The organism is Streptomyces sp. NBC_00647 (assembly GCF_045207245.1).
In the GTDB taxonomy this organism is placed as follows: domain Bacteria; phylum Actinomycetota; class Actinomycetes; order Streptomycetales; family Streptomycetaceae; genus Streptomyces.
Genome location: NZ_CP109040.1, coordinates 8,054,640 through 8,077,230 on the forward strand (window position 1 = coordinate 8,054,640; position 22,591 = coordinate 8,077,230).

Here is a 22,591-nt window from a genome sequence, read left to right on the forward strand (position 1 = left end):
AGGATTGTCGGGGGGACCTTGCTCACGAGCTCTCGATCCTTCAGTCGTCGGATGGTCTTCGTATCGTCAACGATCACGGGCCGTGATGCATTCCTGACCGTGCTTCCGGTCAGAGGAATCGCAGATTGGCCGAAATGGGTCCGATCAATCACATCCGCACGGTCGACCCAGCCGTGGATGTGTCCCCGCGCAGCCCGCTGTCCCCCTCCGGCCCGGAACCGGCATTCAGGAGACATCGGAGGAATCGGGGTCCGGCACTACGCCTGGTAGAGCGCCTCGACCTCCGCCGAGTACGCCTTCTCGATCGCCTTGCGCTTCAGCTTCAGCGACGGGGTCAGGAGCCCGTGCTCCTCGGTGAACTGGTTGGCCAGTATCCGGAAGGTACGGATCGACTCCGCCTGCGAGACCAGGGTGTTCGCGGCGACCACGGCGCGCCGCACCTCGGTCTCCAGATCGGGGTCGCGCACCAGATCGCCCGCGGACAGCTGTGGCTTGCCGCGCATCTGGAGCCAGTGCTCGACGGCCTCGGAGTCGAGGGTGACGAGCGCGGCGATGTACGGCCGGTCGTTGCCGACCACGATGCACTGCGCGACCAGCGGATGGTCACGCACCCGCTCCTCCAGCACCCCCGGCGAGACGCTCTTGCCGCCGGAGGTCACCAGGATCTCCTTCTTGCGCCCGGTGATCGTGAGGTAGCCGTCCTCGTCCAGGGACCCGAGGTCGCCGGTGGCGAGCCAGCCGTCGTGCAGGGTGGCGTCGGTGGCCTTGTCGTTGTTGAGGTAGCCCTGGAACACATTGCCGCCGTGCAGCCAGATCTCGCCGTCGTCCGCGATGTGCACCGTGGTGCCCGGGATCGCCTGCCCGACGGTGCCGAACCGGGTGAGTTCCGGCGGGTTGGCGGTCGCGGCGGCGGTCGACTCGGTGAGCCCGTACCCCTCGTAGATGATGACGCCCGCGCCGGCGAAGAACAGCCCGAGCCGCCGGTCCATCGCCGAGCCGCCCGACATCGCGTGTCTGACCCGGCCGCCCATCGCGGCCCGCACCTTGGAGTAGACGAGCTTGTCGAAGACCTGGTGCTGCATGCGCAGGCTCGCCGAGGGGCCGGGGCCGATGCCCCAGGCCTTGGCCTCGATCGCGTCCGCGTAGCGCACGGCCACGTCGATCGCCTTCTCGAAGGGGCCGGACCTGCCCTCCTTCTCGGCCTTGCGGCGGGCGGCGTTGAAGACCTTCTCGAAGATGTACGGCACGGCCAGGAAGAAGGTGGGCCGGAAGGCGGCCAGGTCCGGCAGCAGCGCGGCCGCGTTCAGCTGCGGCTGGTGCCCGAACTTGACCTTCCCGCGGAACGCGGCGACCTGCACCATCCGCCCGAAGACATGGGCGAGCGGCAGGAACAGCAGGGTGGCCGCCTCGTCACCGCGCTTGGAGTGGAAGACGGGCTCCCAGCGTTCGATGACGGTGTCCGCCTCGAACATGAAGTTCGCGTGCGAGATGACGCAGCCCTTGGGGCGGCCGGTGGTGCCCGAGGTGTAGATGATCGTCGCGGTCGATTCGGGGGTGACCGCGCGGCGGTGCCGGTGGACCACCTCGTCGTCGAGGTGCGCGCCCGCCTCGTACAGCTCGTGCACGGCGCCCACGTCGAGCTGCCACAGCTTGTGCAGCTGGGGCAGCCGGTCGACGACGGTGGCGACGGTCATCGCATGGTCCTCGTGCTCCACCATGACCGCCGACACCTGGGCGTCGTGCAGCATCCAGAAGACCTGCTCGGCCGAGGAGGTGGGGTAGATGGGCACGACCTGGGCGCCGATCGTCCACAGGGCGAAGTCGAAGAGGGTCCACTCGTAGCGGGTGGGGCACATGATGGCGACCCGGTCGCCGAAGCGGATGCCCTGGGAGAGCAGGCCCTTGGCGAGCGCCAGGACCTCGTCCCGGAACTCGGCCGAGGTGACGTCGCGCCACTGTCCCTGCTCGTCCTTGCGGCCGAGCGCGATGTGGAGCGGGTCTTCCTGGGCATGCTCGAACACGACGTCGGCCAGGCCGCCCACCGGCGGCGCCGACGCCAACGGGGGGTTGGTGAACTCGCGCAATACCGCTCCTCGTGGCGCTCCGCACAGCGCCGTGAAAGCTACCCCACCGTTCGACCGGACGGGAGGGGGGTCGAGCTGTCGAGCGGTGCGGCGTCCCCACTGGTCAGCCGGGGAAATGCCCGCACAAGGGGAAGGGTCGGACAGAATTCCTTACGGTTCCGTAGGTTCCGTAGGGTTCGGGTCCGTAATCTCCACGGAATCTGTACGACCCGGCGTCGGCATGTGAGAGCCCGCCTCCGATGGATTCGGAGTCTCTGATTCCGGGGTCGGGCGAGCCTCGTCCGAAGCCAGCTTCCCAGCTCCCGGCCGCGGTGTCGTCTCGGCAGCCGAGCGGCCGGGCGGCCGAGCGGCCGGGCGGCCGGTCCCGGTGGTTCCGGGACCGGCCCTGCCCTGCCCGTGTCATGCGCGAGGCGCCGTCGCCGCCTCGGCCGGTGTCGGGGCCGCGGCCGCCGCGGCGCGCGGTGTCCGGACGAGCGCCAGGACGAGTGCGCCGCCGACCATCCCCGTCACGCCGGCCGCCACCGACGCCGTGTCGAGCCCGGAGGCGAAGGCGGCCCGCAGTGTGTGCTCGGAGACCGCGCCCCGCAGCGCCCCGGCGCCCCCGCTCGCCAGCGTGTGGGCGGCGTCGTGCGACACCGTGTCCTGCATGCGTGAGGTCAGGACCGTGCCGAACACGGCGACCCCGAGCGCGTACCCGAGCTGCCGGACCGTGTTGACCGCGCCGCCCGCCATGCCCGCCCGCTCCGGGGGTACGGCGGCGAGCGCGGCGCCCGCCAGCGCCGGGGAGACCAGCCCGACACCGATCCCGACGAGCACCAGCCCCGGCACCAGCACCGTCCAGTGCGCGCCCGCGTCGAGGACGGCCTGGCAGAAGCCCCCCGAGCCGATCAGCAGGAGCCCGCCGCCGATCGTCAGCCGCGCCGGAACCCCGTGCAGCAGCTTCCCGGCGAGGATCGCGACCACCACCGAGGCGCCCGTCATCGGCAGCAGCGTGAGCCCGCCGCGCACGGGGCTCATGTCCAGCAGCGTCTGCATCCAGATCGAGAGGTACGGGATGACGCCGAACGCCGCTCCGTTGAAGGCGAGCGCGCCCAGCATCACGCCCACGAAGGCGGGCTCGCGCAGCAGCGCCAGGTCCAGGAGGGGACGCGCCACCCGCCGCTCGACGAGCACGAAGGCGGCGAGCGCCAGCGCCGCGAAGGCGAACGAGCCGGTGGTCGTCGTCGACGTCCAGCCGTCGGAGCCGGCCCGCACCACCGCGTACGTCGTCGCGCCGACGAAGCAGGCGAACGTCACCGTGCCGGCCCAGTCGATCCGCGTCCCGCGCGCTCCCCGCGACTCCGGCACCACCTTCAGCGTCAGCCACACCGCAGCCACGCTCACCGGCAGGTTCACGAAGAAGATCCACCGCCAGCCGGGCCCCTCGGTCAGCAGCCCGCCCAGCACCGGGCCGACCGCCGCCGCGCCGCCGCTGACCGCGCCCCACACCCCGAGCGCCGCCGACCGCTGCCGCCCCTGGTAGACCGAGCCGAGCAGCGGCAGCGTCGTGGCGAGCATCGCCGCCGCGCCCACGCCCTGCACCGCCCGAGCAGCCACCAGCATCCCCGGGCCGGTCGCGAGCCCGCACCACAGCGAGGCCGCCGCGAAGACCACGACGCCCGCCACATGCACGCGGCGCCGGCCCAGCACGTCGGCGGCGGCCCCCGCCCCCATCAGCAGCGCCGCCAGCGCGAGCGCGTATCCGTCGATCACCCACTGCAGATCGCTCAGGGACGTGTGCAGCGCCCGCGCCATGTCCGGCAGCGCGACGACGACGATCGTCACGTCCAGCAGCAACATGAACGTCCCCAGGCACACCGCCGTGAGCGGCCCCCATGTACGCATGTCCTCATCTCCCTGTGCCACGGATCGCGTCGGTCGGATGTGTGTCGCCCGACCTGTCTGCGTACGATGGGGCCGAACCGGTCGATCACCATGGTTTCGGGTGCCGGATCGACGGAATCCGACAGGGGTGGGCCTCATGGAACTGGAATCCCACGATCTCGACCTGCTCGATCTGCGACTGCTGGCCGCTCTGGAGATCAACGGGCGGGCCTCCTTCAGCCGGATCGGCGAGGTGCTGGGCGCCTCCGACCAGACGATCGCCCGGCGCTACCGCAAGCTGTGCGCCGAGGCCGGACTCCGGGTCGTCGCGGTCCGCGACGCGCAGCGGCTCGGTCAGGACCACTGGATGCTGCGGCTGCGCTGCGCGCCCGACAGTGCCACCGCCATCGCGGACGCCCTGGCCCAACGTCCCGACACCGCCTGGGTCGGCCTCGCCTCGGGCGGCACCGAGGTGGTCTGCATGACCCGCCCGCGCAGCCCCGCCGACCACGACGACCTGCTGCTCGGCAAGCTTCCGCGCACCCCGAAGATCATGGAGATCCGGGCCCACCAGCTGATCCACCGCTTCTTCGGCGGCCCCGACGGTTGGATCGGCAAGTTCGCGGCGCTGACCGGCGACCAGATCGCCGCCCTGCGCCCCGAGCGGTCCGAGGCGAGCGGTCCGGCCAGGATCGACCCCGAGGACGAACCACTGGTCGCCGCGCTCGAACGCGACGGCCGAGCCACCTACCCGGAGCTGCAGCGCGCGACCGGGCGTTCCGAGTCCGCCGTCAAGCGCCGTCTCGCCGCACTGCTGGCATCCGGAGCCGTGTACGTCGACGTCGAGTACCACTCGGAGCACCTCGGCTACGGCCTCGCCGCCTGTCTGTGGATCACCGCGGCCCCCGCCGCCCTGCACTCCGTCGGACAGGCCCTGGCGACCCACGACGAGATCGCCTTCGCCTCCGCGACGGCGGGCCCCTCCAATATCGTCGTCACCGTGGTCGTCCCCGACACGGCCGGTCTCTACGCGTACCTGAGCGGCCCGCTCGGCCGTCTCGACGGCGTCCAGTACGTCGAGACGACGCCGTTCATGCGCCGGGTCAAGCAACTCACGTACGCGAAGCTCCGCTGAGGCCGCGGGGTGCCGGCCTCGGCGGACGCTAGTCCCGTCGTCCCCGGTGCAGCCGGTCGCCGCCCGCCAGGATCGCCGCCGCGAGCGCGTCCGCGGCCCCTTGCGCGGACGGCCGCCGACGGCCGTGCACCAGCACGAAGTCGACCTCGCCGAGCTCCGGGAGCCCCGCCCGCTCCGGTACCCGGACCAGACCGGGCGGCACGAGCCCCCGTGAGTGGGCCATCACCCCGAGACCCGCGCGGGCCGCCGCGAGCAGGCCGTTGAGGCTGCCGCTGGTGCAGGCGATGCGCCACGGCCTGCCCTGGCGCTCCAGGGCTTCGAGGGCGAGCGCCCGCGTGATGCCCGGGGGAGGGTAGACGATCAGCGGCACCGGGCGGTCCGGGTCCAGCCGCAGCCGCTGGGCGCCGATCCACACCAGGCGGTCGTGCCAGACGAGTTCACCGCGCGGGTCCTCGGGCCGACGCTTCGCCAGCACCAGATCCAGATGACCGGCGGCAAGCTGTTCGTGGAGGGTGCCGGACAGTTCGACCGTCAGCTCCAGGTCCACATCGGGATGGTCGGAGCGGAAGCCCTCCAGGATCTCCGGCAGCCGGGTCAGCACGAAGTCCTCGGACGCGCCGAAGCGCAGCCGCCCGCGCAGCCGTGTCCCGGCGAAGAACGCCGCCGCCTGCTCCTGCACCTCCAGGATCCGCCGCGCGAACCCGAGCATCGCCTCGCCGTCCTCGGTGAGCTCGACGGAGTGCGTGTCGCGCGAGAACAACTGCCGCCCGGCCGCGTCCTCCAGACGCCGCACATGCTGGCTGACCGTGGACTGGCGCACCCCCAGCCGCCGGGCCGCCTGAGTGAAGCTCAGCGTCTGGGCCACCGCCAGGAATGTCCGCAGCTGGGAAGGGTCGTACATGGCGCCACGCTATCGCGAAACGTGATGACAGTCAGAGTGGTATGACGGATTCCCGATCGCGACCCGGGAGAGGACGATGGAGAGGGCACGACCCGCTCAAGGACGAACAGCCGCACCGAACCGAGCAGTGGAGCACCGTGAAACGCCTGCAGTGGCCGAGTTGGATGCCGATCGACCCGTACATCCTGCTGTTGCTCGGGACCGTGGGGCTCGCCGCCCTCTTCCCGGCGAGCGGTACGGCGGCGGATGTCGCCTCCGGCGCCACCACGGCGGCGATCGCCTTCCTCTTCTTCCTGTACGGCGCGCGCCTTTCCACCCGTGAAGCGGTGGAGGGTCTCAAACACTGGCGGCTGCACGGCACGGTGCTGGTGTGCACCTTCGTGGTGTTCCCGCTGCTCGGCCTCGCCGCCCGCGGCCTGGAGCCGGTGCTGCTGACGCACGACCTCTACACCGGCCTCCTCTTCCTCACGCTCGTCCCGTCGACCATCCAGTCGTCGATCGCCTTCACCTCGATCGCCCGGGGCAACGTGCCCGCCGCGATCTGCGCGGGCTCCTTCTCGTCGCTGGCCGGCATCGTCGTCACCCCGCTGCTCGCGGCCGCCCTCCTCGGCAACAGCGGCGGCGGGTTCTCGCCCGACGCGCTCGTCAGGATCGTGCTGCAACTGCTGGTGCCGTTCGTGGCCGGGCAACTGCTGCGCCCCTGGATCGGCGCCTTCATCACACGCCACAAGAAGGTCCTCGGTCACGTCGACCGCGGCTCGATCCTGCTCGTCGTGTACACCGCGTTCAGCGAGGGCATGGTGCAGGGCATCTGGCACCGGGTCAGCGCCGTGCAGCTGGCTGGACTCCTCGTCGTCGAGGCACTGCTGCTCGGCGTGATGCTCCTCCTGACCTGGTACGGCGCGAAGGCCCTGCGCTTCGGCCGCGAGGACCGCATCGCCATCCAGTTCGCCGGGTCCAAGAAGTCGCTCGCCTCCGGACTCCCCATGGCCGGTGTCCTGTTCGGCGCGCACGCCTCGCTCGCCGTGCTCCCGCTGATGCTCTTCCACCAGATGCAGCTCATGGTGTGCGCGGTGATCGCCAAGCGCCGCGCCCGCGACCCCGAGGCGACCGGGCCGGCCGGCCCGGCCGGGCCTGACCGACTGTCGGGGACAGGCGGGACGACGGGCACCGGCGGCAGCTCCGGTACAGGAGGTCCGGCCGGAGCGGGCGGGACCGCCGGGTCCGCTAGGAGCCGGGTCTCCCCAGCCGCAACGTCACGAATCGCGGTCGGTACAGGGACACGTTCCGGCTGAGGTTCGCCTGCGCCGTCGTGCCCGTGGCGTCGAGCCAGTTGACGTCGTAGCTGAGGACGATCCGCTCGCCGTCGCCCAGCTCCGGGTGCGCCTGCGGGTTGTACGCGGCCACGTCGCCGTCGGGCAGCGACGGGCTGAAGCTCCGGGTGGGCCCGTGCCAGGGCCCGGCCGGAGCGCACGCCCAGTACGAGGTGATCGTGGTCAGACCCGCGGCGCCGGCCGCCATCGTGAACAGGACGTAGGTGCCGCCGTCCCGCGCCACCGTGAACGCGCTGCCCACGCCCGTGCGCCGGCCGTCCCCGAGCACCGGCGCCGGACGCCCGCGCACCGTCCAGGCCGAACCGTCCCAGTACTCCCAGGCCGCCGGCTCGCCGAGCGCGCCACGCGGCACCCGCGCCACGTACGCCCGCCCGGCGGGGCGCGCGGCGGCCCGCCCGTCGTCGCTCCCGAAGACGTACGTCCAGGCGCCGGCGTCGACGGCCGCGGTACCGAACAGCACGCGCCGGGAGGCGTCCGCCACCGGACGCTGGTCCAGGACCGTGGTGATGCCTTCGAGGCGCAGTCCGGGCAGCGAGAGCGTGGCGACCTCGGTGGCGGTGGGCACGCCGTAGATCCACGGCGCCTGCCCCGCCGTCCGGGTCCACAGCAGAACCCGGACGACCCGCCGTCCCGAGCCCGGGGAGCGGGGTTCGACGCGGGCGGCGACCGGCCAGCGCCACTGCCGCGGCGCCGGATCGGGGAAGACGGGCGCGGGCAGCGTGGTCCGCAGCCGGCCGTCGCGGGACATCACGATCGCCGAGTTGCGCACCAGGGGCGCGTTCGCGTCGCGCCAGGCGTACGACTCGCCCACCGGGTTCGGCGGTGCGTACACCTGGCCGAGATAGGTGTCCGAGAACAGCCACAGCACCCGGCCGTCCGGGAGCCGCACCGAATGGGTTCCGTCGCCGCCGGTCCAGTCGTCGGCGCGGCCGGCGTCGTCGCCGTACCGGGCGAACTCGCGGGTGAGCTCCGCCTCCGCGCTCCAGGACGTGAGGGTGCGGGCCGAACACGTGCCGCCGCCCTCCCGGTCATGGTCCGGAAGGGCGGTGAGCAGCACGGCCGCCGAGACCAGGGCCAGCAGAAGGCCGAACCCGGTCCCGTTCCGCCGTCGCGCTCGTGCGTCGTCGGGCACGGACGGGACGTTAGTGGTCCCCGCTCACATGGTCCATGGGGAGCCACAGGACAGTGTCCCGGGTCAGCCGCTCCGAGGGCGGCGCCGACAGCTCGTCGTCGCTCAACGCCCGGTCGTGGACCCGAACATCGTCGATCGCGCCGGTGAAGTACGCGCGGCTGTCCATCCGTTGGCCGATGTGCACCCCGAACGGCGAGTTCCGGCTCACCGATCCGGGCACGTCCGCCGCGCCGACGGTCGTCCCGTCGACGAACAGCGTGAGCCGTCCCCCGCCACGGCGCAGCGCCAGATGGTGCCACTGGCCGTCGTTGTACGCGCCCGTCGTGCGCACCGACGCGGTGGTCGGGGCCGCGGCGCCGTTCCTGGTGGTGATGAGACCGGTGATCCGGTTGGACGCGGGCTCCCCGCGCAGCCACACCTGCGGCTGTGTCGTACCGATCCCGCCCATCCACAGCAGCGGCTGCTCACCGCTGGTGGCCGTGTAACGGAACCACAGGGACGCCGTGAAGTCCTTCGTCCCGAGCGCGAGCCGGTCCTGATACGGCAGTCGTACGGCGTCGTCGGCGCCGTCGAACTCCAGCGCACCCCGAAGGACGCCCGCCGTCCGCGCCGGGCCGCCGAGGACCGCCGCCCGCCGGGTGAGCGGAGCGAGGTCGGCCGTCGTCGGGTCGGGGCCCCGGCGCGGCCGGAGCCAGTCCTCGGTGAACCGGGCGAAGCGGATCTCGTCGCGCGCGTCGACCGCACCGCCCTCGTACATCAGGCCCACGGTGTCGCCGTCGATCCGCACCAGATCGGAGTAGCCGGACCAGTCGGTGGTCACGACCGTGCCGCGGTCCACGCTGTCCCAGGTGCGTCCTCCGTCGTAGGAGGAGCGGATCATCATGGTCCTGCGGCGGTCGGGGTCGCCCGGGCAGGACAACAGGATCCGGTCACCGACGCGCAGGGTGGAGCCCTGCACCTGGGGCGCGTAGAGGTCCGGGACGTCACGGAAGGAGGAGACGAAGCTGTCGCCGCCGTCCCGGCTGACCGCCTGGGTGCGGTGCCCGAGGTCGGTGCCGTCCTGCTCGCGACCGCTGACCAGGACCGATCCGTCGGTGCGCTCGGTGAGGGTCATCTCGGACGGCTTCTGCCGGAAGGTGCCGTCGTCCGCGATCGGCCAGGAGTCGGTCGCACCGATGTCCCAGTGGTCGCCTCCGTCGTCGCTGGTGATGAGCGCGGCGTTGTTGGCGCTGACCCGACTGCCGTTCCAGGTCTCGGTGTTGACGGCGAAGACGAGTCGTCCCGCGTGCCGGCCGCGGGTGAGCTGGATGCCGTGCACCGGGCCGGTGGCGTACCAGGAGTTCCAGTTCGCGGGGAGGATCTCGGCGCTCAGATCGCGCGGCTGCGACCAGGTGAGACCGTCGTCGTCGCTGTACTGGAGATGCGGGGTGCGGTCGCAGGGGACCGGGCAACCCGCGCTGTCCGTACGGCCCGTGTTGTACGTCTCCGCCAGCACGATCCGGCCGGTCTCACGGTCCACGATCGGTGTGGGGTTGCCGTGGGTGTCCCCGCCGCCCTCGTTCACGACCCGCAGAGGGCTCCAGGTGCGCCCGCCGTCGGCCGAGCGCTTCACCACGATGTCGATGTCGGCCGCGTCGCCGCAGTTGAGGACGCGTCCCTCGGCGAACGCCAGCAGCGTTCCCTCGGTCGTCCGTACGACGGACGGGATGCGGAAGCAGGCGTAGCCCGGATCCTGGGCGGCCTTGAACAGGACCTGCTGCTCGAACTCGCCCGTCGCGGGAGCCGGTTCGGCGCGAGCCGTGCCCGGGAGCGCGAGCAGCGCGGCGGTGCTGAGAGCGGCGGTCAGGGCGGCTGCGAGCCGGGCGCGGCGGCCGCGGCCCGGCCGGGCAGAGAAGGGCCGTCTCACGAAGGTGCGGGGTGCGGGCCCCCGGCGAGCCGTGAAGTCGGGTCTCGGAAGGGTGCGGGAGCCGGGGCCCGGCCGGGCCGCGAAGGCGGATCTCGGACGGGTGCGGAGGCGTGACGGCATGGTGCGACCTGCCCTTCGTACGGTTGGGCATTCCGGATTCTCTGGACATCCCACGTCCAACGTTCGCGCCGCAGACGCTACTTGGGCCCTCAGGCACCCCACAAGAAGCGTGTACCGGTCGTGTTCGCGCCAGATTTCCCGAGCTCCGGTGTGTCCGGCGGGGAGCCCGAGTGACAGGCCGAACCCGCGGACGGCCGCGGACCCGGCGCGGCCCGGCGGCGGCCGCTCACTCGGATGGAGGGATCGCCACGGGCGGCGAGTCGTTGCCCTCGGACAGGGGAGTTCACGGGCTTGTTGATCCGGATTTCCAGTACGGACGGCTGATGCGGGCTAACGTTCCGTCATGACCGCACCCGAAGCCGAACCCCGCCTCGTCCTGGATCCGACCCGCACCGCCCTGGTGCTCGTGGATCTGATGGAGCGCATCGTGGCGCTGCCCCTGGCGCCCCACAAGGGCACCGAAGTCCTCGCCACCTCCGAGGAGTTGGCGGCCTCCTTCCGGAAGGCGGGCGCCCTCGTGGTGCTCATCCGGGTCGAGCGGTCCGGAGTCCCCGAGCAGCCGCCCGGCAGCGGGCTCGTCGCCGGGCTCGTCGCGGAGGGTGATCTGGAGATCGTGAAGCGGACCATCGGCGGGTTCCAGGGCACCGGTCTCGACGAACGGCTGCGCGAACACGGCGTCTCCACCCTGGTGTTCGGTGGAATCGCCACCAACCTGGGAGTCGAGTCGACCGCGCGCGCCGCCGGTGACCTCGGCTACGACCTCGTCTTCGTGGAGGACGCGATGGCCGCGTTCACCGCCCCCGAGCACGAGGCCTCCGTCCGCCTGGACTTCCCGCGCCTCGGCACGGTCGTGACGGCCGGCGAGGTGCGCTTCCGGACGGGCTGAGCCGTGAGCGCCGGTGAGGTGCCCGCGTTCGCCGAGGCGGCGGGGGTCCTGGGCCGAGGCGGGGCCCCTCCGGCGCAGGGGGCGCTCCCCGCCGTTCGGGGCCCCACCGCCGTGTCGCGGGGAACCGGTGTCAGCCCTGGGCGGCCGCGGCCCGCAGGGCGACGCGGTGCTCGCCCGCGTACACGTTCATGTTGGCGCCGCGCAGGAAGCCGACCAGGGTCAGGCCGGTCTCGACGGCCAGGTCGACGGCCAGGGACGACGGGGCGGAGACCGCCGCGAGCACCGGGATGCCGGCCATCACCGCCTTCTGCGCCAGCTCGAAGGAGGCCCGGCCGGAGACCAGCAGGACCGTCCGGGTGAGCGGGAGCGTGCCGTTCTGCAGGGCGCGGCCGACCAGTTTGTCGACCGCGTTGTGCCGGCCCACGTCCTCGCGCACGTCGACCAGCTCGCCCTCCTCGGTGAACAGGGCCGCCGCGTGCAGGCCCCCGGTCCGGTCGAAGACCCGCTGGGCCGCACGGAGCCGGTCGGGGAGGCTCGAGAGCAGCTCGGGCTCCAGCCGCACCGGGGGAGTGGTGCCGCCCTCCGTGTCGTCGACGGGCCAGCGGGCCGTCGTACGGACCGCGTCGAGGCTCGCCTTGCCGCACAGGCCGCACGAGGACGTCGTGTACACATTGCGTTCGAGCGTGATGTCGGGGATGACGACGCCGGGTGCCGTCCGCACGTCGACGACGTTGTAGGAATTGGAGCCGTCCACGGTGGCCCCCGCGCAGTACACGATGTTCTGCAGCTCGTCGGCCAGGCCCAGCACCCCCTCGCTCACCAGGAAGCCCGCGGCCAGCGCGAAGTCGTCGCCCGGGGTGCGCATGGTGATCGCCAGAGGCTTGCCGTTGAGGCGGATCTCCAGCGGTTCCTCGGCGACGAGCGTGTCCGGGCGGGTGCTCACGGCCCCGTCCCGGATGCGGATCACCTTGCGTCGTTCCGTGACTCGTCCCATGTCCTGATCAGTCCCGCTTCTGTACGTGCGGCTGGCCGGAGCGGCCCTTCATACGGCGGTCGCCGTGCGGGTCACCGCGTCGTCGTGCGGGGAGGTGACCTCAGCGTTCTCATTGTCCTGCACGTACGGAGCGGGCCGCGTGCCAGCCTCGGCGGGCGGCCCGCTCCGCGCTCATGCGGCCGTCCGCAGTGCGAGCAGATCCGAGATGGCGTGCACGGTCCGCAGCGTCGGCACCGGCACCCCGGTGATCTCCGCCAGCTCCACGACGGCAGCGAGCAGCACGTCGAGTTCCAGGGGCTTGCCGCGTTCCAGGTCCTGGAGCGTGGAGGTGCGGTGGTCACCGACCCGTTCGGCACCCGCGAGGCGCCGCTCGATGGACACACCCACCTCGCAGCCGAGGGCCTCGGCGACGCTCAGTGTCTCGGTCATCATGATCTCGATGACCTTGCGCGTCCCGCCGTGCAGGCACATCTGCCGCATGGTGGCCCGGGCCAGTGCGCTGATCGGGTTGAAGGAGATGTTGCCGAGCAGCTTGAGCCAGATGTCGTTGCGCAGGTCCGGCTCGACCGGACACTTCAGCCCGCCGTCCCGCATGGCGTCGCCGAACGCCCGGCAGCGTGCCGAGACGGACCGGTCGGGCTCGCCGATGGAGAACCGGGTGCCTTCGAGGTGGCGTACGACTCCCGGTCCCTCCAGCTCGGTGGCGGCGTACACGACGCACCCGATGGCCCGTTCGGGAGCCAGCACCGCGCTGACCGCGCCGGCCGGGTCCACGCTCTCCACCCGGTGGCCGTCGTAGGGGCCGCCGTGCCGGTGGAAGTACCACCAGGGAATGCCGTTCTGGGCGGCGATCACCGCCGTGGTGTCGTGCAGCAGTGGCTCGATGAGCGGCCCGCACGCCGCGTACGAGTTGGCCTTCAGGCCCAGGAAGACGTAGTCGACCGGACCGATGTCGGCCGGGTCGTCGGTGGCGTGGGCCCGCGCGGTGAAGTCCCCGCGCGGGCTGATGACGTGGACGCCGTGCTGCCTCATGGCCGCGAGATGCGGTCCACGGGCGACGAGATGCACGTCGGCGCCGGCGCGGTGCAGCGCGGCGCCGACGTAGGCGCCGATCGCACCGGCGCCGAGAACTGCGACTCTCACTGTGTGGCGCTCCGTTCGGTCGAGGGTACCGAGGAACTTCCGAACTCTGTCGACGAAATATTGTCTACAGGATGGAATGGGCGGGGGCAAGAGGCCTGACGACGCCAGGGGTCTTGGGGCACTCCGTGCAGGGCAGTCCGTGCGCGGCGCGAGAAATCAGGACCCGGTGACCGTTCGTCGCGTCAGGGGGACCGCTCGTCGCACAGAGCCGCCCCGTTCGCGTCGCGTGGGTTCACAGCCGGGCAACCGCTTCCTATCGTCCGGATCATGAGCCCTCCTGTCGCACCGCCCGGTTGGAGCCGCTGGCTCGTCCCGCCGGCCGCTCTGTCGGTCCATCTCTCCATAGGCCAGGCCTACGCCTGGAGCGTCTTCAAGCCGCCGCTCGAATCCGCGCTCGGTCTCAGCGGAACCCAGAGCGCGCTGCCCTTCCAGCTCGGCATCGTGATGCTCGGTCTGTCGGCCGCGTTCGGTGGCACGCTCGTCGAGCGCAACGGCCCGCGCTGGGCGATGACCGTCGCCCTCGTCTGCTTCTCCTCCGGCTTCCTCATCGCCGCGCTGGGCGCCGCCACCGAGCAGTACTGGCTGATCGTTTTCGGCTACGGCTTCGTCGGCGGGACCGGCCTCGGCATCGGTTACATCTCACCCGTCTCCACTCTGATCAAGTGGTTCCCGGACCGGCCCGGCATGGCCACCGGCATCGCGATCATGGGCTTCGGCGGCGGCGCCCTGATCGCCTCGCCCTGGTCCGCCCAGATGCTGAAGTCCTTCGGCTCCGACTCCTCCGGGATCGCGCTCGCCTTCCTCGTGCACGGGCTGACGTATGCCGTGTTCATGACGCTCGGGGTGCTGCTGGTGCGTGTGCCCCGAGGTGAGAAGCCGTCCGTGTCCGGGCCGAGCGCGCTCGACGGGGTCCAGGTCTCCGCGCGCAGCGCCGTACGGACTCCGCAGTTCTGGTGTCTGTGGATCGTGCTCTGCATGAACGTGACCGCGGGTATCGGCATCCTGGAGAAGGCCGCCCCGATGATCACGGACTTCTTCGCGGACTCCTCCACACCGGTCTCCGTCTCCGCCGCCGCCGGGTTCGTCGCCCTGCTCTCCGCGGCCAACATGGCGGGCCGGATCGGCTGGTCCTCGACCTCGGACCTGATCGGACGCAAGAACATCTACCGCGTCTACCTCGGGGCCGGCGCGCTCATGTACGCGGTCATCGCCTGGTTCGGGGACTCCTCCAAGCCGCTGTTCATCCTCGCCGCGCTGGTGATCCTCTCCTTCTACGGCGGAGGCTTCGCCACGATCCCGGCCTATCTGAAGGACCTGTTCGGCACCTATCAGGTGGGTGCCATCCACGGCCGGCTGCTCACCGCGTGGTCCACCGCCGGTGTCCTCGGCCCGTTGATCGTCAACTGGATCGCGGACCACCAGGAGGCGGCCGGCAAACACGGCTCCTCCCTGTACGGACTGTCGTTCCTGATCATGATCGGGCTGCTCGCCGTCGGCTTCGTCGCGAACGAGTTCGTACGGCCCGTCCACGCCCGCCACCACATCCCCGCACCGAGGGAGGCCGCCGATGTCGCACGACAGCAGCCCGAGTCCGCCTGACAGGCGGCCGTTGATCGCCTTCGCCTGGCTGTGGGTGGGCGCACCCCTGTGCTACGGCCTCTACGAGCTCGTCCAGAAGGCGACACAACTGTTCTCGGGGTAGATGTTCGGGCGTCCGAGAGTCTGACAGAAGCCGACAAGCCTGGCGTCCCAATCCTGTGGCATCACCTGCCGTCGTACCCGTGAGTCATTGATCAGACTGGTGGATCCCGCTACCAAGCACGAGGGGGACCACTCATGAACGGCTCACGGATCGTCGCCGTCGGCCATTACCAGCCCGCCAAGGTACTCACCAATGAGGACCTGGCGGGCCTGGTCGACACCAGTGACGAGTGGATCACGAGCCGGGTGGGCATCCGGACGCGCCACATCGCCGGGCCCGACGAACCGGTCGACGAGCTCGCCGCGCACGCCGCCGCCAAGGCGCTCGCCGCGGCCGGTCTGGCGCCTGGCGACATCGACCTGGTGCTCGTCGCCACCTCCACCGCTGTCGACCGCTCCCCGAACATGGCCGCCCGGGTCTCCGCCCGCCTCGGCATCCCCTCGCCGGCCGCGATGGACGTCAACGTCGTCTGCGCCGGCTTCACCCACGCCCTCGCCACCGCCGACCACGCCGTGCGTGCCGGTGCCGCGACCCGGGCGCTGGTCATCGGCGCGGACAAGATGTCGGACGTGGCGGACTGGACCGACCGCACCACGTGCGTCCTCGTCGGGGACGGCGCGGGGGCCGCCGTCGTCGAGGCCTGCTCCCCGGGCGAGGAGCCCGGCATCGGGCCGGTGCTGTGGGGCTCGGTGCCCGAGATGGGGCACGCGGTCCGCATCGAGGGCACCCCCTCGCGGTTCGCCCAGGAGGGGCAGAGTGTCTACCGCTGGGCCACCACACAGCTCCCGCCGCTCGCCCGCAAGGCCTGCGAGCGGGCCGGCCTCACGCCCGAGGACCTCGCCGGAGTCGTCCTGCACCAGGCCAACCTGCGCATCATCGAGCCCCTCGCCCTGAAGATCGGCGCGGTCAACGCCGTCGTCGCGCGGGATGTCGTCGAATCCGGGAACACCTCCGCCGCGAGCATCCCGCTGGCCTTCTCCAAGCTCGTCGAGCGCGGTGAGATCTCCAAGGGCGACCCGGTCCTGCTGTTCGGCTTCGGCGGCAACCTGTCCTACGCCGGGCAGGTCGTCCGCTGTCCGTGAGGCGGCCTGAGCTGCTCGTCCGGCCCTCGCGCACCCGGGTGTGACAAGCCCAACTCCCGTGCCCGTCGGCGTTTGTGCGCCGTAGACTGTAGGCGAAAGACAATTGATAATCGACTTTCCTATCGCGGCGACGGCGCTGCCCAGGAGGGACCGTGATGTTGTCGACAGGCCTGCCTCAGGGAGCGGTACCCAAGCTCGAGCGGCCCGGTCCGCTGCGCGACCGTGTCTACGAGGCGCTGCTGGAACTCATCACCACCCGCGCCCTCCAGCCGGGCCAGCATCTCGTCGAGAGCGAACTCGCCGGCCATCTCGGAGTGTCCCGGCAGCCGGTGCGTGAGGCCCTTCAGCGGCTGAGTACCGAGGGATGGGTCGATCTGCGGCCCGCCCAGGGCGCGTTCGTGCACGAGCCGACCGAGGAGGAGGCCGACCAGCTCCTCACGGTCCGCACGCTCCTGGAGGCCGAGGCCGCCCGGCTCGCCGCCGCCAACGCGGGCACCGCCGCCATCACCGCGCTCGAGGACCTGTGCACCGAGGGCGAGCGGGCGGTCGCCGCCGACGACGTGGACGGCGCGGTCGCGATGAACGCGCGGCTGCACGCCAAGGTGATGGAGCTCGCCGGCAACACGGTCCTCGCCGAACTCGCCGCACAGGTCGACCGCCGGGTCCGCTGGTACTACACGCCGGTGGCCCGGCAGCGCGGCCGGCAGTCCTGGATCGAGCACCGCGAACTGATCGCCGCGATAGCGGAACGCGACGAACAGCGCGCCACCGCGGTCATGCGGGCGCACACGGAGCACACGCGGCAGATGTACCACGAGCGCGAGAAGTAGTCAGCCGACGGAAACCGTCCCCGGGCCCGCGCTCGGGTCCACGCCCGGTCGCGAGGCCGGGCGGCACGGTGACCAGCGGGCCTCCGCGCCGAGCATCACCACCAACACCGCGACCAGTGCGAGAAGTTCGGCGACGGCCGACAGCTGGACGCCGAGCAGCGCGGTGGCCGCCGCGACGGGGACCGCGACGGCCCGGAAGATCACCGGCCACAGTCGCAGCACGGAACGGAACGCGACGTCCCCGGCGAGGAACAGCGCGACCCCGCCCGCGAGCGCCAGCGCCGGACCGGTGTGCAGATGCTCGGTGAGATGCCCGAGCGTCTTCTTCACTCCCGCCGCGCAATAGGCGATGCCGAGCAGCATGGGCAGAAAGGCGTAGTAGTACGCGTTCATCGCCAGGCGCCAGCGCCGGTCCGGCGACGTCGCCGTGAACGCGGCCTCCGCCCCGTGCTCGTCGCGCACGAAGTAGGTCCACCACAGAGCACCGGCCAGCGCGAGCGCGAGGAAGGCGCCCACGAACAGATCCGCGGTGAGCGGCCGGTTCCCGATCCCGATGCCGATCGCGATGACGGACTCACCGAACGCGACGATGAGCAGCAGCCCGTGCCGTTCGACGAAGTGGGCCGGGTCGAGCGCGCCCAACTGGGAACGCAGCGCGGCGGCTTCGCGCCCGCCCCGGCGCCGTGGACCGTGCTCGGCGAAGAACGGTGTGACGAACTGCAGCACCAGCGCCAGCAGCCACAGCCCGTCGGCGCGGGGGCCGTCGAACAGCCCCGCCGCCGTGACCGCCAGCGCGGCCAGCGAGTTCGGCACCGCGTACCAGACGACGTCACGGCCGTGGCCGCGGGTGTACAGCGCGCTGTGCACGAGCACGACGGCCAGGAAGCCCAGGCCGAAGACGACGCCGCCGTCGTCGAAGGCGCGCGGGATGGCCAGCGCGCACACCAGGAAGGCGCCCATGCCCAGCAACAGCAGGATCCGCCGTGAAGGCCGGTCGGGCGGCACCTGGTTGGTGAGGTACGCGTACGCGCCGTACATCCAGAACAGCACGACGAAGATCAGCGCGACGCGCGCCGCCGTCGCGAACGACAGATCGGAGGCGAGCAGCACGGTGAGCTGGGTGAGGGTGAAGACGAAGACCAGGTCGAAGAAGAGCTCCAGGGTGCTGACCCGGCGCCCCGCCTCCTCCGACTCCGGACGCCCCGCCTCTTTCGCCCGTGGGTCCACGGGTTCGGGACCTGGCGGGTGCGCCGCCTCGGCCGACAGCGGGCGCGCCGCCGCAGCCGCGTCCCCGGACGGGGACGGACTCGGCACCTCCCGCGCCGCAGGCCGCGCCGGTTCGTCCACCGACGCGGGCCCCGCCTCATTCCCCGCTCTGCTCATGCGTTCCCCCCGCGACTGATCGATGCGGAGATCGTATGCGGCCGCCCCGCCGAAAGTCCGGGACTCCGGCCGCCGATCTCCCTTTGTCCTGCGAGTGGGAAAAGTCTGTGCGAATTCCTGCGCGACTTCTTCCAACTCCCGGCAGCCGCTGCTACTTTCCCCTCGAAAGCAGGGCCGGTGAAGGTGGCCGGAACCTGACGGACGCCGGCCGAACGAGGCGGGGAGGGGCTCGTGAGACGCATGACGGCACGACCCGCGAACGCTCATCAGGCCAGGCTGCTGCGGCTGTTGCGTGACGGTGGCCCCAACTCCCGTGCCCAGCTCGGCGATCAGATCGACCTCTCGCGGTCGAAACTGGCCGTCGAGGTGGACCGGCTGCTGGAGACCGGGCTCGTGGTGGCCGACGGCCTCGCCGCCTCCCGGGGCGGGCGCCGCTCGCACAACGTCCGGCTCGCACCGGCGCTGCGCTTCCTCGGCGTCGACATCGGCGCGACCTCGGTCGACGTGGCCGTGACCAACGCGGAGCTGGAGATCCTCGGGCACATCAACCAGCCCATGGACGTACGCGAGGGCCCGGTCGCGGTCTCCGAGCAGGTGCTCGCCATGGCGGCGAAGTTGAGGGCATCAGGGTTCGCGGAGGGGTTCGACGGCGCCGGAATCGGCGTTCCGGGTCCCGTCCGTTTCCCCGAGGGTGTCCCGGTCGCCCCGCCGATCATGCCCGGCTGGGACGGCTTCCGGGTCCGCGAGGCCCTCAGCCAGGAACTCGGCTGCCCCGTCATGGTCGACAACGACGTGAACCTGATGGCCATGGGGGAGCAGCACGCGGGCGTCGCACGCTCCGTGGGCGACTTCCTCTGCGTCAAGATCGGCACCGGCATCGGCTGCGGCATCGTCGTCGGCGGTGAGGTCCATCGCGGTGCGACGGGCAGCGCCGGCGACATCGGGCACATCCAGGCCGTGCCCGACGGGCGGCCGTGCGCCTGCGGCAACCGGGGCTGCCTGGAGGCCCACTTCAGCGGCGCCGCGCTCGCACGCGACGCCGTGGAGGCCGCCCGGCAGGGACTGTCGGCCGAGCTCGCCTCGCGGCTGGAGACGAACGGCGGGCTGAGCGCCGTCGACGTCGCCGCGGCCGCCGCGGCGGGCGACGCCACCGCGCTCGATCTGATCCGGGAGGGCGGCAACCGCACCGGCCAGGTCATCGCCGCACTCGTCTCCTTCTTCAATCCCGGCCTGGTGGTGATCGGCGGTGGGGTGACGGGTCTCGGCCACACCCTTCTCGCCGCGATCCGCACCCAGGTCTACCGCCAGTCTCTTCCGCTCGCGACCGGCAATCTGCCCATCGTCCTCGGGGAGTTGGGCCCGACCGCCGGAGTCATCGGCGGGGCCCGGCTGATCAGCGACCACCTGTTCTCGCCCGCGTAAGTCACCTCCAGGAATCGGACCACCGGCGCCGCGTCCCGCTCCGCCGTGCCCGAAACCGCCCGCCCCGTACGCGCACCGCCCGGCAACCGGCCCGCACGCCTGCCCGAGGGAACCGTCATGGCACCAGAACCACCACTGCTCACCATGTCCGGCATCACCAAGTCGTTCCCCGGAGTCCGGGCCCTCGACGGCGTCGACCTCGACGTCCAGGCCGGCGAAGTGCACTGCCTGCTGGGCCAGAACGGCGCCGGGAAATCCACCCTCATCAAGGTCCTGGCAGGCGCCCACCAGCCTGACGACGGCACCATCGACTGGCGCGGCGAGCCCGTCACCCTCAAGTCCCCGATCGCCGCCATGCGCCTGGGCATCGCCACGATCTACCAGGAACTCGACCTGGTGGAGGGGCTGTCGGTCGCCGAGAACGTGCACCTCGGCCATGAACCCACCACCGCCGGATTCGTCGTACGGGGCAAGGCCGCCAAGGCGGCAACCGCCGCCCTGCTCAAGCGACTCGGGCATCCCGAGATCGATCCGGCACGGCTCGTCGGTGATCTGTCCGCGGCCCAGCAGCAGATCGTCTCCATGGCGCGGGCGCTCTCCCACGACGTACGGCTCATCGTCATGGACGAACCGTCGGCCGCCCTCGACCCCGACGAGGTCGACAACCTCTTCCGCATCGTCGGGGACCTGACCGCGGACGGTGTCGCGGTGGTCCACATCTCGCACCGTCTGGAGGAGATCCGCCGCATCGGCGACCGGGTCACCGTGCTCAAGGACGGGCGTGCGGTGGCGGGGGGACTGCCCGCCAGGTCGACACCGACCCGCGAGATCGTGGCACTGATGACGGGACGCAACGTCGAGTACGTCTTCCCCGACCGGCCCGGCGCGCGGCCACCGGGTGACCCCGTCCTCACGGTCCAAGGCCTCTCCCGGCAAGGAGAGTTCGCGCCGCTCGACCTCGAACTGCGCCCCGGGGAAATCGTCGGCCTGGCCGGACTCGTCGGCTCGGGCCGCTCCGAGATCCTGGAGACGATCTACGGGGCACGCAGGCCGACCACCGGCCGGGTCAGCGTGAACGGGAAGCCGTTGCGCACCGGCAGCGTACGCGCCGCCGTGCGCGCCGGAGTCGGACTCGCCCCCGAGGAGCGCAAGGCACAGGCCCTGCTGATGCTGGAGTCGGTCACCCGCAATGTCTCCGTGTCCTCCATGTCCCGCTACGCGCACGGGGGCTGGATCGACCGGCGGGCCGAACGCGGCGCGGCACGGGCGGCCACCCGCGAGCTCTCCCTGCGCCCCGACAACCCCGCGGCGCCGGTGAGGACCCTGTCCGGCGGGAACCAGCAGAAGGCCGTGCTGGCCCGCTGGCTGCTGCGCGGCTGCCGCGTCCTGCTCCTCGACGAGCCCACCCGAGGCGTCGACGTCGGAGCCCGCGCCGAGCTGTACGCGGTGATCCGCCGGCTCGCCGACGAAGGGCTCGCCGTCCTGCTGGTCTCCAGCGAAGTGCCCGAGGTGCTCGGGCTCGCCGACCGCGTCCTGGTGCTCCGCGAAGGGCACGTCGTGCACACGGCACCCGCCCGGGAGCTCGACGAACACCGCGTACTCGACCTCGTGATGGAAGGAAGCCCTGTGGCCAGTGAAGGGAGCCCGGCGTCATGACGCAGCACGTGTCCCCGCCCCGGGACGGCACCGACAAGGTGCCCTCGACGGGTGAACTCCCCGTGTGGCGCACCGTCGTGGCCCGCGCCGACGTCCGCACCCTGTCGCTCCTCGGCGTCCTCGCCGCCCTGATCGTCATCGGCGGTGTCACCAGGCCGGACGAGTTCCTGGACACCCGCAACCTCCAACTCGTCCTCACCCAGGCCTCGGTGATCGGCGTCGTCACCGTCGGGATGACCTTCGTCATCACCTCCGGCGGCATCGATCTGTCGGTCGGCGCGATCGTCGCGCTCTCCTCGGTCTGGGCCACCACGGTCGCCACCCAGGATTACGGCTTCGCGGGCATCCTCTTCACCGCGGTGCTCGTCGGGCTGGGCTGCGGCCTGGTCAACGGACTGCTCGTCGCGTACGGCGGGATGGTCCCCTTCATCGCGACACTCGCCATGCTCGCCTCGGCCCGCGGCCTCGCCCTCCAGATCACCGAAGGCAGAACGCAGATCGTCTCGGTCGACGGCATCCTCAAGCTCGGCGAACGCGACTCCTACGTCCTCGGTGTCCCGCCGCTGGTCCTGGTCTTCGCCGTCGTCACCGTCCTCGGCTGGCTGATCCTCAACCGCACCACCTTCGGCCGGCGCACGGTCGCCGTCGGCGGCAACGCGGAGGCGGCACGGCTCGCCGGCATCGACGTACGACGTCAGCGGCTGTATCTCTATCTGCTCTCCGGACTCTGCTGCGGCATCGCCGCCTTCCTGCTGATCATCCTGTCCGGCTCCGGCACGAACACCAACGGAAACCTGTACGAACTCGACGCCATCGCGGCCGCGATCATCGGCGGCACCCTGCTCAGCGGGGGCCGCGGCACCATCACCGGTTCGGTGCTCGGCGTCCTGATCTTCACGACGATCACCGACATCTTCGCGCTGAACAACCTCCAGAGCGACGTCCAGCAGATCGCCAAGGGCGCGATCATCGTCGCCGCGGTCCTGGTCCAGCGGCGCACAGCAAGCACGACCTGACA

The 22,591-nt window shown here is 71.6% G+C and carries 17 protein-coding genes; 9 read left to right on the forward strand and 8 right to left on the reverse strand.

Annotated features, from left to right (window positions below; genetic code table 11):
• Window positions 1-257: 257 nt before the first annotated feature.
• On the reverse strand, window positions 258-2,084 hold the full coding sequence (locus tag OG788_RS35390) for an AMP-dependent synthetase/ligase (RefSeq protein ID WP_406375122.1): 1,827 nt from the start codon (window positions 2,082-2,084) through the stop codon (window positions 258-260).
• Window positions 2,085-2,483: 399 nt separating this feature from the next.
• Window positions 2,484-3,968: an MFS transporter gene (locus OG788_RS35395; protein ID WP_406375123.1), complete on the reverse strand. Its 1,485-nt coding sequence runs from the start codon at window positions 3,966-3,968 to the stop codon at window positions 2,484-2,486.
• 136 nt (window positions 3,969-4,104) lie between these two features.
• Here OG788_RS35395 and OG788_RS35400 point away from each other — a divergent pair, with 136 nt between their 5' ends.
• The gene (locus tag OG788_RS35400; protein WP_406375124.1) at window positions 4,105-5,082 is read left to right on the forward strand and encodes an Lrp/AsnC family transcriptional regulator; all 978 of its coding nucleotides are present in this window, start codon (window positions 4,105-4,107) and stop codon (window positions 5,080-5,082) included.
• Between the two features lie 28 nt (window positions 5,083-5,110).
• Here the strand turns inward: OG788_RS35400 and OG788_RS35405 are convergent, their stop codons facing one another.
• On the reverse strand, window positions 5,111-5,983 hold the full coding sequence (locus OG788_RS35405; protein ID WP_406375125.1) for a LysR substrate-binding domain-containing protein: 873 nt from the start codon (window positions 5,981-5,983) through the stop codon (window positions 5,111-5,113).
• Window positions 5,984-6,147: 164 nt separating this feature from the next.
• On the opposite strand from OG788_RS35405, the gene OG788_RS35410 reads away from it, so the two are divergent.
• Window positions 6,148-7,278 carry a bile acid:sodium symporter family protein gene (locus OG788_RS35410; RefSeq protein ID WP_406376933.1) on the forward strand — a complete coding sequence of 377 codons (1,131 nt, stop codon included), beginning with the start codon at window positions 6,148-6,150 and terminating at the stop codon, window positions 7,276-7,278.
• Here the strand turns inward: OG788_RS35410 and OG788_RS35415 are convergent.
• Together OG788_RS35415 and OG788_RS35420 are read right to left on the reverse strand one after the other, a co-directional pair.
• The gene (locus OG788_RS35415) at window positions 7,211-8,449 is read right to left on the reverse strand and encodes a DUF4185 domain-containing protein (protein ID WP_406375126.1); all 1,239 of its coding nucleotides are present in this window, start codon (window positions 8,447-8,449) and stop codon (window positions 7,211-7,213) included. The two genes, OG788_RS35410 and OG788_RS35415, sit on opposite strands and share 68 nt — an antisense overlap.
• Before the next feature lie 10 nt (window positions 8,450-8,459).
• Entirely contained in the window at window positions 8,460-10,355 is a 1,896-nt protein-coding gene (locus OG788_RS35420) for an exo-alpha-sialidase (protein WP_406375127.1), read from the reverse strand.
• A 463-nt stretch (window positions 10,356-10,818) separates the two neighbouring features.
• On the opposite strand from OG788_RS35420, the gene OG788_RS35425 reads away from it, so the two are divergent.
• Entirely contained in the window at window positions 10,819-11,361 is a 543-nt protein-coding gene (locus OG788_RS35425) for an isochorismatase family protein (RefSeq protein WP_406375128.1), read from the forward strand.
• Window positions 11,362-11,491: 130 nt separating this feature from the next.
• Here OG788_RS35425 and fdhD read toward each other — a convergent pair whose 3' ends face one another.
• On the reverse strand, window positions 11,492-12,355 hold the full coding sequence (gene fdhD, locus OG788_RS35430) for a formate dehydrogenase accessory sulfurtransferase FdhD (RefSeq protein WP_406375129.1): 864 nt from the start codon (window positions 12,353-12,355) through the stop codon (window positions 11,492-11,494).
• Window positions 12,356-12,526: 171 nt separating this feature from the next.
• A complete protein-coding gene (locus tag OG788_RS35435) occupies window positions 12,527-13,498 on the reverse strand; it encodes a 2-dehydropantoate 2-reductase (RefSeq protein WP_351554560.1) in 972 nt (323 codons plus the stop codon).
• A 267-nt stretch (window positions 13,499-13,765) separates the two neighbouring features.
• Between OG788_RS35435 and OG788_RS35440 the strand changes: the two genes are divergently transcribed.
• The 3 genes from OG788_RS35440 to OG788_RS35450 all read left to right on the forward strand — a co-directional run bounded on the left by OG788_RS35440 (window position 13,766) and on the right by OG788_RS35450 (window position 17,112).
• The gene (locus OG788_RS35440; RefSeq protein WP_356751133.1) at window positions 13,766-15,097 is read left to right on the forward strand and encodes an OFA family MFS transporter; all 1,332 of its coding nucleotides are present in this window, start codon (window positions 13,766-13,768) and stop codon (window positions 15,095-15,097) included.
• 237 nt (window positions 15,098-15,334) lie between these two features.
• Window positions 15,335-16,282 (forward strand): beta-ketoacyl-ACP synthase III, encoded by a 948-nt coding sequence (locus OG788_RS35445; protein ID WP_406375130.1) that lies wholly within the window; start codon window positions 15,335-15,337, stop codon window positions 16,280-16,282.
• 155 nt (window positions 16,283-16,437) lie between these two features.
• Window positions 16,438-17,112, forward strand: coding sequence for a GntR family transcriptional regulator (locus OG788_RS35450; RefSeq protein WP_351554568.1), 675 nt, complete (start codon window positions 16,438-16,440; stop codon window positions 17,110-17,112).
• Here the strand turns inward: OG788_RS35450 and OG788_RS35455 are convergent, their stop codons facing one another.
• Entirely contained in the window at window positions 17,113-18,495 is a 1,383-nt protein-coding gene (locus tag OG788_RS35455) for a low temperature requirement protein A (protein WP_406375131.1), read from the reverse strand.
• Window positions 18,496-18,735: 240 nt separating this feature from the next.
• Here OG788_RS35455 and OG788_RS35460 point away from each other — a divergent pair, with 240 nt between their 5' ends.
• From OG788_RS35460 to OG788_RS35470, 3 genes are all read left to right on the forward strand, one after another.
• A complete protein-coding gene (locus OG788_RS35460; protein WP_406375132.1) occupies window positions 18,736-19,917 on the forward strand; it encodes an ROK family protein in 1,182 nt (393 codons plus the stop codon).
• Between the two features lie 117 nt (window positions 19,918-20,034).
• Window positions 20,035-21,573 (forward strand): sugar ABC transporter ATP-binding protein, encoded by a 1,539-nt coding sequence (locus tag OG788_RS35465; protein ID WP_406375133.1) that lies wholly within the window; start codon window positions 20,035-20,037, stop codon window positions 21,571-21,573.
• Window positions 21,570-22,589 (forward strand): ABC transporter permease, encoded by a 1,020-nt coding sequence (locus OG788_RS35470; protein WP_351554580.1) that lies wholly within the window; start codon window positions 21,570-21,572, stop codon window positions 22,587-22,589. The genes OG788_RS35465 and OG788_RS35470 overlap by 4 nt, the downstream gene beginning before the upstream one ends.
• Window positions 22,590-22,591: the final 2 nt, after the last annotated feature.

Coding starts and splice junctions, on each gene's coding strand:
- OG788_RS35395 (WP_406375123.1), bottom strand. CDS start 3,968: ATGCGTACATGGGGGCCGCTCACGGCGGTGTGCCTGGGGACGTTCATG.
- OG788_RS35400 (WP_406375124.1), top strand. CDS start 4,105: ATGGAACTGGAATCCCACGATCTCGACCTGCTCGATCTGCGACTGCTG.
- OG788_RS35405 (WP_406375125.1), bottom strand. CDS start 5,983: ATGTACGACCCTTCCCAGCTGCGGACATTCCTGGCGGTGGCCCAGACG.
- OG788_RS35410 (WP_406376933.1), top strand. CDS start 6,148: ATGCCGATCGACCCGTACATCCTGCTGTTGCTCGGGACCGTGGGGCTC.
- OG788_RS35425 (WP_406375128.1), top strand. CDS start 10,819: ATGACCGCACCCGAAGCCGAACCCCGCCTCGTCCTGGATCCGACCCGC.
- fdhD (WP_406375129.1), bottom strand. CDS start 12,355: ATGGGACGAGTCACGGAACGACGCAAGGTGATCCGCATCCGGGACGGG.
- OG788_RS35440 (WP_356751133.1), top strand. CDS start 13,766: ATGAGCCCTCCTGTCGCACCGCCCGGTTGGAGCCGCTGGCTCGTCCCG.
- OG788_RS35445 (WP_406375130.1), top strand. CDS start 15,335: ATGAACGGCTCACGGATCGTCGCCGTCGGCCATTACCAGCCCGCCAAG.
- OG788_RS35450 (WP_351554568.1), top strand. CDS start 16,438: ATGTTGTCGACAGGCCTGCCTCAGGGAGCGGTACCCAAGCTCGAGCGG.
- OG788_RS35455 (WP_406375131.1), bottom strand. CDS start 18,495: ATGAGCAGAGCGGGGAATGAGGCGGGGCCCGCGTCGGTGGACGAACCG.
- OG788_RS35460 (WP_406375132.1), top strand. CDS start 18,736: ATGACGGCACGACCCGCGAACGCTCATCAGGCCAGGCTGCTGCGGCTG.
- OG788_RS35465 (WP_406375133.1), top strand. CDS start 20,035: ATGGCACCAGAACCACCACTGCTCACCATGTCCGGCATCACCAAGTCG.
- OG788_RS35470 (WP_351554580.1), top strand. CDS start 21,570: ATGACGCAGCACGTGTCCCCGCCCCGGGACGGCACCGACAAGGTGCCC.